The organism is Phycisphaerae bacterium (genome assembly GCA_017999985.1).
GTDB lineage: Bacteria > Planctomycetota > Phycisphaerae > UBA1845 > Fen-1342 > JAGNKU01.
Window position 1 is genome coordinate 149,639 of the sequence record JAGNKU010000012.1, and the last position, 9,380, is coordinate 159,018.

The following is a 9,380-nucleotide window of genomic DNA, read 5'->3' on the forward strand; positions in this document are numbered from 1 at the left end:
CGACCGGCTGCTACATGCCCTCGCCCGCCCGCTGCGGCAGTACCGTGTAGACCTCGGCGCCGTCCGGCAACTGCTCGCCGTCCAGGACCGCGAGCACCTGCGTACGCTCGCCGTCGCTGATCCCAAACCGGCAGGCCACGAAACGCTGGCCGTAATCCTCGCCGGAGCCACGCTCCGGCGGCACCTTCAGGTAGACGCCGCGCTTGTCCTCGAAGCTCTTCACCGCCTCTGCGGGGACCAGCAGCGCGTTGCTGGCGCTCTCGACGGTGAACTCGACCTGCGCCTGCGCGCCCAGCGGCAGCATGTGCCGCTGCGGGTCGGTGATCTCGACGTGCACGTCGAACTGGATGATCGACGAGCCCGCATTCAGCTTGCCCTGGGGTTCGACGCGCTCGATGCGGCCCGCGAACTCCACGTCCGGGAACGCGTCGACCGTGATCTTCACGTTGCCGGTGCGCTGCTCAATCTGCTTGGCATCCTGCTCCGCGGCGGCCCGCAACTCGGGCATGTCAGGCAGCGCATCGATCGGCGAGACATTCAGCACGCGGCCGTAATCCGCCTCGTCGAGCCGCGCGATGACCTTCTTCTTAGACACGTCGGCCAGGGTCATGAGCATCGTTCCTCCCGTGAAGCCCTGGGTGGCGGACTGCACGAGCATGCCCGGGCGGACGTAGACCTCGGTGACGATCGCGTCCTGTGGCGCGATGACCGTCGTTTCGCTCAGGCGCTTCTGCGCGTCCTCCAGCGTCTTGCGCGCCGACTGGACCACGGCTTCCTGCGAACGCACCGCCGCCTCGGCGTCCTGCTTGGACAGCTCGGCCGAGCGGACCGCGATACGCGCGGCTTCCTGCTGTGCCTGGTTCATCCGGTACTGCGCGCGGATGTCGTGGACTTGCTGGTCACTGTAAATGTTCAACTTGCCTTCGCTCAGCGTGCGCTCGATCTTCTCGAGCTCAAAGGCGACGACTTCCCCTTGCGCCGTGATCTCCTCGAGCCGCGCGTTCGCACTGGCGATCGACACCTCGGCCCGTTCCACCGCCACCCGTGCCTGCGTCAACAGCGCGTCGGCCCGGTCAAAGTCGGCCTTGGCCCGCTCGACCGCGCGCTGCTCGTCATCCGGATCGAGCACCACCACCTCGGTCCCGGCGTGCACCATCGTTCCCTCCACGACGGGGACGCTCATGATCCGGCCCGAGGCCTCCGACTTCACTTCGATCACCTGGTTCGCGTGAATGAGCCCCGCTGCCGTGATCGGCACGCGAATGTCGCCGTGTGTCACCCGGCCGAACTTGGGCTGTGCCCACCGCGGCCGCATGACGTACTGCCGCCCAAAGAACCAGCCCACGACGACCAGCGCCAGCACGACCAGGACGATGATCCACTTCCGCATGGCGCTACCCTCGGCACCGGGGTGCGGGCCCGCCCGCCCGCGACCAGCGCGCCTGCCAGCCGCCAGGCGGCGACTGACCGGCGTGCGCTACCTCGGCTTGAATTCCTCATACCGGAAACCAAAGGCTTCCGCCACGGGCCGGTTGGTGATTTTGCCGCCCACCATGTTCACGCCCGCCGCGAGACCCGGATCCGCGGCGCACGCCTTCTCATACCCGCCGTTCGCCAGCTTCACCAGGTATGGAATCGTCGCGTTTGTCAGCCCGAACGTGCTCGTGCGGCCGACCGCGCCGGGCATGTTCGCCACGCCGTAGTGCACGACCCCGTCAATCACGTACGTGGGATCGCCATGCGTGGTCGGGTGCGTCGTCTCGCAGCAGCCGCCCTGGTCCACGCCCACATCCACGATCACCGCGCCCGGCCGCATGAGCTTGAGGTTCTCACGGCGGACCAGCATCGGACAACGCGCGCCGGGGATCAACACCGCGCCGATCACCAGGTCGGACGTTTCCAGATGGCGACGAATCGCCTCCGGCGTGCTGTAGACCGTGCTGACGTTGGCCGGCATGACGTCATCCAGGTACCGCAGGCGATACAGGTCGATGTCCATGATGGTCACGTTGGCGCCGAGCCCCGCCGCCAGCTTCGCGGCATTCGTGCCGACGATGCCGCCGCCGAGCACGAGCACGTTGGCCGGCTCCACGCCCGGGATGCCGCCCAGCAGGATGCCCCGGCCCTCCATCGGCTTCTCGAGATACTTCGCGCCTTCCTGAATGCTCATCTTGCCGGCGACTTCGCTCATGGGAGCGAGCAGCGGCAGGCGGCCCTCGCGGTCATGAATCGTTTCGTAGGCGATGGCCACACACCCGGAGTCACGCACCCCCTCGGTCAACTGGCGACTGGCCGCGAAGTGGAAGTATGTGAAGACGACCTGCCCCTTCCGGATCATCGGGATTTCCTGGGCGAGCGGCTCCTTGACCTTGCAGATCAGCTCCGCGCGCGCCCAGACCTCGGCCGCCGAAGACACCATCTCGGCGCCATAGGCCTCATAATCGGCGTCGGCCAGCCCCGAGCCCACGCCGGCCCCACGTTCGATAACCACCGTGTGTCCGCCGCGCTTGAGCTGCTCGACTCCGGCCGGAACCACCGCGACACGATATTCGTCAGGCTTAACCTCTTTTGGGACGCCGATGATCATACGGACAACTCCTCGCTGGGCGTGAAACGGTCGATATACACCAATGAATCCAGGGACAAACCTCGCAGAACCATGAGAGTAAGGACTGCATACGCCGTTGGCAAGCTGGGGCGCGGGCGAGCACGGCTGACGACCCTGCTGAGCGCCGCGCTGGGTCTGGCCGCGGTGGGTTGCGCACCCCGGACCGCGCCGCCGCTTGTCACCCTGCATGCCCTCGAGGACGCACCGGCCGCTCCGCGCACCTGCGTCGCACAGGTCATCGTGTCGCAGCCGGATGCCTTGCGGGGTATCTGCACGCCGCTCGGGCCGCGCCTCGGGTTAATTCAGGTTCGCAACGCGGCCGATTGGGCGCGACTCGCCCAGGCCGTGCCGGGCCTCGGCCCGCCGCCGGACTGGCGGACCAGCATCCTAGTCGGCTTGGCCTGCTGGGCAGGCACGCCGGTCGATGGCGGCTGGCCGGTCCACATCGCCTCGGTTCGTGCGCAGGACGGAGCGGGGCTCATGGAGGCCACCTTTCGGGCGGGGACCTACCTCCCGGACGGCGTCGTGTACGTCGAGACGGCTCACGTGCGGGGGATCGACGCCGTGCTCGCCGTCGATGTCAACGGCGCAACATTCTATCCAGAATAGTGTTATGCAGTCTTGGACCCCCGTACGGCGCTACCGTGGTGTGTGACGCTGTCGAGCGGCTGCGCTGCTGACGGAACCGGGATTACTGCCGGTTTGCGGCGAAAATCCCGTTGACAGTCGGGGCGGACACGCGATGATGTTGCTTCCTAGCAACACATTGCGTGGCGTGGGGCCATCAGGCCAGAGTGACTGCTGACGAGCGACGTCAACAAGCGTGAGGGTCTATGAACGTGACCGATGGGGCCGTGGCGGGCGTGCCCGGTGACGCAGGCGCCAACCGCAGCGCACGGGTCTTGCTGGTGGATGACGAGCGGTCGGTGCTCGATTCGCTCGCGCGCTTCCTGACGACCGACGGGCACGAGGTGGTCGCCGTGACGTCCACCCATGAGGCGGTGCTCGAGTTGGAGCGCGCCAGCTTCGACGTGATGATCACCGACGTCATCCTTCACGACGGTAACGGCGTCGACCTGCTCCGCACGGCCCGCGATCGCTGGCCGGACCTGCTCGTGGTCGCCATGAGCGGCTACGGCACGATCGAGTCCGCGGTCGAGGCGATGAAGGTCGGGGCGTTCGAATTTTTGTCTAAACCGGTCCGGATGGACGAGATTCGCCAGGTGGCCCGCCGGGCGATCGAGCAGCAGAACCTGCTGCGCGCCAACCGGTCGCTGCGCCGCATGCTCGACGCGCCGTACAACCTCGACGTGGTCATCGGCCGCACCTACCAGATGCAGCGGGTCTTCGATCTGATCGAGGCCGTGGCCGACTCGAAAACCACCGTGCTGATCCACGGCGAGACCGGGACGGGCAAGTCGGTCGTGGCCCGCGCCATTCACCAGCGCAGCCAGCGCCGCGCCCGGCCGTTCGTGGAGATCAGTTGCGGCGCAATCCCCGAAACGCTGCTCGCGTCCGAGCTGTTCGGCCACGTCAAGGGCGCCTTCACCGGCGCGCTCGCCGACAAGGACGGCAAGTTCCGCGCCGCCGACGGCGGCACGATCTTCCTGGACGAAGTGGCCTGCGCTTCGCCCAGTCTCCAGGTCAAGCTACTGCGCATTCTGCAGGAGCGGCAATTCGAGCCGCTGGGCTCCAACCGCACGGCGACCGTGGATGTGCGGGTGATCCTCGCGACCAACGTGAACCTCGCCCAGGAGGTCGAGGCGGGGCGCTTCCGCCCGGACCTCTTCTACCGCATCAACGTGGTGAACATCGACCTGCCGCCGCTACGCGACCGGCTGACGGACATTCCGCTGCTGGCCGAGCATTTCCTGCGGAAGTGCGCGCACCAGTGCGGCAAGCGTCGCCTCGCGTTCACCGAGCCGGCGTTGCAGTGCATGCAGCGCTATCGCTGGCCCGGCAATGTCCGCGAGCTGGAGAATTGCGTCGAGCGTGCCGTGGTCCTGACGCGCGGCGAGCAGATCGACGTGGCGGACCTCCCGCCCGCGGTCGTCCGCGCCTCCGAGAGCGACGCGACGATGTTCTCCGCCGATCGCGGCCGGCCGCTGACACTCAAGGAAGCCCTCGAGGAGCCGGAGAAGCGGATCATCCAGGCCGCGCTGGAGGCCAATGCCTGGAACCGCCAGAAGACCGCGGCGGTCCTCGACGTCAACCGCACCACGCTCTACAAGAAGATGAAGCAATACGGTCTCGAAGAGCCGCGCAAAGGCCGCAAGCCGCAGCCCTGACCCGCCCGCCCGCAGGGCAGGTCGCGTCCGTGTGCGACCTGCCATCCGGCCATCGTCCGCCTGATCGCTGACTGTCGCACCGTCCCATAACCATGCGCCCCAACATGCCACGCAAGTGACACGGCCTCCCCCGTCCGCCCGCCGCCAGGCCACCCACTTCCCCTCGCCCGTTCACGAACCCGCCACCGCGTGGTACACTAACCCTCTTGGCTCAGGCCGGGCCCGACGGGTATCCGGGTGTGTCCGGCGGCGTCGTAGTGCCGTGTCCGGCCGCCGTCCGGGCCTGGCGGTCCGGGGAGATGGAGCTTGGAAGCGAAGTACATCCGGATCACGGGTGCCCGCCAGCACAACCTCCAGAACGTCGACGTGGACATTCCACGCGACCGCCTGGTGGTGATTACCGGGCTGAGCGGCTCCGGCAAGAGCAGCCTCGCCTTTGACACCATCTACGCCGAGGGCCAACGCAAGTACGTCGAGTCGCTCAGCGTCCACGCCCGCCACTTCCTGGAACAGATCGGCAAGCCCGACGTCGAGCGAATCGAGGGCCTGCCTCCGACGCTCGCGATCGAGCAGCGGGCTGCCGCCGCCAACCCGCGCTCCACCGTCGCCACCACCACCGAAATCTACGACTTCCTGCGCGTCCTCTTTGCCCGTGTCGGCGTGCCGCACTGCCCGAAGTGCGGCCAGCGCATCTATCGCCGCACCGTCGACCAGATTGTCGATGTCGTCCTCGCCTACCCCGCCCAGACGCGCGTCATGATCATGGCGCCGCTCGTGCGCGGGCAGACCGGCGAGTTGCAGCCGATCCTCCGGCGGATTCAGCGCGAGGGCTTCGTGCGCGCCCGCGTGGACGGCGCGCTGCGCGACGTGAAGGAACTGACCGACCTGCCGAAATCGCGCGCCTGCGACATCGACGTCGTCGTGGACCGCCTTGTCCTGCGCCCCGACGTGCGCTCGCGCCTCGCCGACGCCGTCGAGCTGTCGCTCGCGCTCGGCGACGGCACGGCCATCGTCAGCCGCGCCGACGGTGTCGCGGCGGGGAGGGCGCCCGAGCCCGGGCGTGTGACCGGCGACGAGGTCTGGCTCGACGAGGTCTTCAGCGAGCGGCACACCTGCACGGCGTGCGGGATCAGCCTGCCCGAGCTCAGCCCGCGGGCCTTCAGCTTCAACTCGCCATACGGGGCTTGCGAGCAATGCGGCGGGTTGGGCACGACGCTGCGTTTCGATCCGCAGCTAATCGTCCCCGACGAGAACGCGACGCTGGTCGGTGGGGCGCTGAGCCCGTGGGCGGCCGGCAAGAAGCGCGTCTCCGCGACGCACCTCAAGTTGCTGCGTGGCCTCTGCACGGCGCTGAGCGTTCAGCCGGAGACGCCGTTCAAGAACCTGTCCGACGATGTGCGGCGCATCATCCTCCACGGCACGACGCCCGAGGACGCGGAGCGGCTGGGGCTGACTTTCGAGGGCGTCGTCCCGAACCTGGAGCGCCGCTACCGGGCAGCCGGCAGCGATGGCGGACGCAGCCGGCTGGGGAACTACCAGTCGGAGTACGTCTGCAGCCACTGTCACGGGGCGCGGCTGCGCCCCACGTCGCTCGCGGTGCGCGTCGCCGAACGCAACATCCACGAGATCACGCAGCTTTCGATCGCCGAGGCGACCGCGTTGTTCGAGGCGCTGCGGCTGGAGGGCGAAGCCGCCCAGATCGCCGAGCCGCTGCTGCGCGAGGTGCGCCAGCGGCTGCGCTTCATGTACGACGTCGGCCTCGGCTACCTCACGCTGGACCGCACCAGCGCGACACTCTCCGGCGGCGAGGCGCAGCGCATCCGCCTGGCGACGCAGCTCGGCAGCGGCCTGGTCGGCGTGTGCTACGTGCTGGACGAGCCGACCATCGGCCTGCACCAGCGCGACAACGCCCGCCTGCTGGAGTCCATCCGCCGGCTGGTGGACATCGGCAACAGCGCCATCGTGGTCGAGCACGACGAGGACGTGATTCGCGCGGCCGACTACCTGATCGACATGGGCCCCGGCGCTGGCCTGCACGGCGGCAAGATCATCGCGCAGGGCCCGGCCGCCGAAGTGCTCGCCAACCCCGCATCCATCACGGGCAAGTACCTGCGCGGCGAGTACGGCATTCCGCTGCCCGAGGAACGCCGCACGGCACGCCGCTCCGACTTCGTCCAGGTGTTGAAGGCCGCCGAGAACAACCTGAAGGCCATCGACGTGAACATCCCGCTGGGCGTGCTCTGCGCCATCACCGGCGTGAGCGGCAGCGGCAAGAGCACGCTGGTGTCGCAGATCCTGCTGCCCGCCCTGCGGCGGCGGCTGTACAAGTCGCGCGAGCGGCCCGGCCAGCATGAGCGCATCGTCGGGGCGAACAAGATCGACAAGGTGATCGAAATCGACCAGACGCCGATCGGCCGCACGCCGCGCAGCAACCCGGCAACGTACACGGGCGTCTTCGACGAGATTCGCCGGCTGTATGCGAAGACGAAGGAAGCCCGCATCCGCGGCTACAACGCCAGCCGGTTCAGCTTCAACGCCAAGGGCGGCCGGTGCGAGGCGTGTCAGGGCCAAGGCACCCGGCGGATCGAGATGCACTTCCTGCCGGACGTGTTCGTCGAGTGCCAGGAGTGCAAGGGCTCGCGTTACAGCCGCGAGACGATTGAGATTCGCTACCGGGGCAAGTCGATTGCCGACGTGCTGGAGATGCGCGTCGAGGAAGCGCTGCGCTTTTTCGACAGCTTTCAACGCATTAAGCAGGGCCTGCAGGCCCTCTCCGACGTGGGCCTGGGCTACGTCCGGCTCGGCCAGCCGTCCAACACGCTGTCGGGTGGCGAGGCGCAGCGCGTCAAGCTGGCGGCAGAGCTGGCGCGGGGCGTGACGCACCCGGTCGCGCCGAACGGCCCGCCCAGCGCCTCCGCGACGCAGCGGGCCAAGCTCGAGAACCACACCCTCTATGTGCTCGATGAGCCGACGACGGGCCTGCACTTCGCCGATATTCAGACGCTGCTGGCGGTGCTGAACCGTCTGGTGGACATGGGCAACACGGTGCTCGTGATTGAGCACAATCTGGATGTGATCAAGACCGCTGACTGGATTATCGACCTCGGCCCCGAGGGCGGCGATGCCGGCGGTCAGATCGTGGCTGCCGGCCCGCCGGAAGCCGTGGCCGGTTGCGCGGGGAGCTACACGGGGCGGTACTTGCAGCCCAAGCTGCGCGCGTAGGGGCCGGCGCTCAGGGTGTGGCGATCGGCGCCACGGTGGGCGTGCACAGCCGTTCCCAGTCCTCGCGACGGAGCTTCACCGCCTCGCGGTGCGTGCCGGACTGCATGACCAGGTACTCGTCGCTCTTCAACTGCGGGTCCATGATCGTCCGCAGGCCGAAGAGCGCGCCCACCGGCGGCTCGGCCCCGAGCTCGCAGTCCGGAAACAGCCCCGCCATCTCCGTCTCGTTCGCCAGCCGCACTTCACGCTCGCGCAGCACTTCGGCCACGCGCCGCAGGTCCACGTGTTTGGGCGCGGCGATCGCGCACATGGCGAACCCCGTCGTCCCCTTCACGACCACGGGCTTGGCCACCATGTACCCTGAAACATGCTCGACATTCGCCAAGCCCTGCGACGTGTACGTCACCGGGTGCGTGTGCTTCTCGTAGCGCACGCCCCGCTCGTCCAGAAACGACTCCAATCTCATGTCGCATGCTCCTTTCGTCGCTGGACCAGCGCTGCACGCTGCAGCGTCGGATCGACGCCTGGAGATGTGCGGCCCGCCACAACACGGCTCCTGCGCTACGACCCGTGCTCGCCCGGACCGGCAGGCGCCAGTTTGTCCAGTTGTGAGTACACGTCGACATGCCCGTCCTGTCAATGAAAATCCGCCCCGGGAGCGCGTGCGCAGCATGGTCAACCCTGATAGTGGCACTGGTTACCCCCGCGGCGCGCAAAAAGAGCCCGGCACGCCGCACGGGGGTGCGACGTGCCGGGAGGTGCAACTGCTTCCGTTACGCGGTCGGCAGGCCGCCGGCGATACCGGCCGGCCCGACGCGATCCCGCGAGACTAGTTCACGCACGTGGACACGATTCTCCAGCGGTTGAACCCGTTCGCGCACGGATAGTACTCCGTCGCCAGGTTGCCAAGCTGGTCCACGATCGTGATCCGACCGTAGATCGTCGTGCCCTGCGGATACGTGTTCGTGCTCGACGCAATCATGTTCGGGCACTGCGTCGTGAGCGACAGCGTCGTGACCGCATCCAGACCCGGGATCGGGTTGCCCGAATCGTAGTCCGTGCAGGTCGCGTAGGCCTCGACGTGGGCGATGAACTCGGCGGTCACGGTCAGACGGAACCGGCGGGCGGTCGTGTTGGTCTGGGTGATCTGGAACCAGTCGGGGTCGTAATAGCCCAGACCGTTGATCTCCTTGGCATACACGCGGCCGCAGTACGTGCCGCCGCACGCGAACGTCATGAAGTGCGGAGGCGGCCCGTTCGGA

Annotated in this window: 7 protein-coding genes; 3 read left to right on the top strand and 4 right to left on the bottom strand. The window is 67.9% G+C overall.

The window, feature by feature from the left end:
- Positions 1–10: 10 nt before the first annotated feature.
- Entirely contained in the window at positions 11–1,390 is a 1,380-nt protein-coding gene (locus tag KA383_15840; GenBank protein MBP7747588.1) for a biotin/lipoyl-binding protein, read from the bottom strand.
- 87 nt (positions 1,391–1,477) lie between these two features.
- A complete protein-coding gene (ald, locus tag KA383_15845) occupies positions 1,478–2,587 on the bottom strand; it encodes an alanine dehydrogenase (protein MBP7747589.1) in 1,110 nt (369 codons plus the stop codon).
- Between the two features lie 72 nt (positions 2,588–2,659).
- Between ald and KA383_15850 the strand changes: the two genes are divergently transcribed.
- The 3 genes from KA383_15850 (at position 2,660) to uvrA (ending at position 8,118) form a co-directional block, all read left to right on the top strand.
- Entirely contained in the window at positions 2,660–3,217 is a 558-nt protein-coding gene (locus KA383_15850) for a hypothetical protein (GenBank protein ID MBP7747590.1), read from the top strand.
- A gap of 224 nt (positions 3,218–3,441) precedes the next feature.
- On the top strand, positions 3,442–4,896 hold the full coding sequence (locus tag KA383_15855) for a sigma-54-dependent Fis family transcriptional regulator (protein MBP7747591.1): 1,455 nt from the start codon (positions 3,442–3,444) through the stop codon (positions 4,894–4,896).
- Positions 4,897–5,202: 306 nt separating this feature from the next.
- Entirely contained in the window at positions 5,203–8,118 is a 2,916-nt protein-coding gene (gene uvrA / locus KA383_15860) for an excinuclease ABC subunit UvrA (protein MBP7747592.1), read from the top strand.
- A 10-nt stretch (positions 8,119–8,128) separates the two neighbouring features.
- On the opposite strand, the gene KA383_15865 is transcribed toward uvrA, so the two are convergent.
- On the bottom strand, positions 8,129–8,584 hold the full coding sequence (locus tag KA383_15865) for a YbaK/EbsC family protein (GenBank protein MBP7747593.1): 456 nt from the start codon (positions 8,582–8,584) through the stop codon (positions 8,129–8,131).
- A 363-nt stretch (positions 8,585–8,947) separates the two neighbouring features.
- On the bottom strand, positions 8,948–9,380 hold a 433-nt coding region (locus KA383_15870; GenBank protein MBP7747594.1), incomplete at its 5' end, for a hypothetical protein.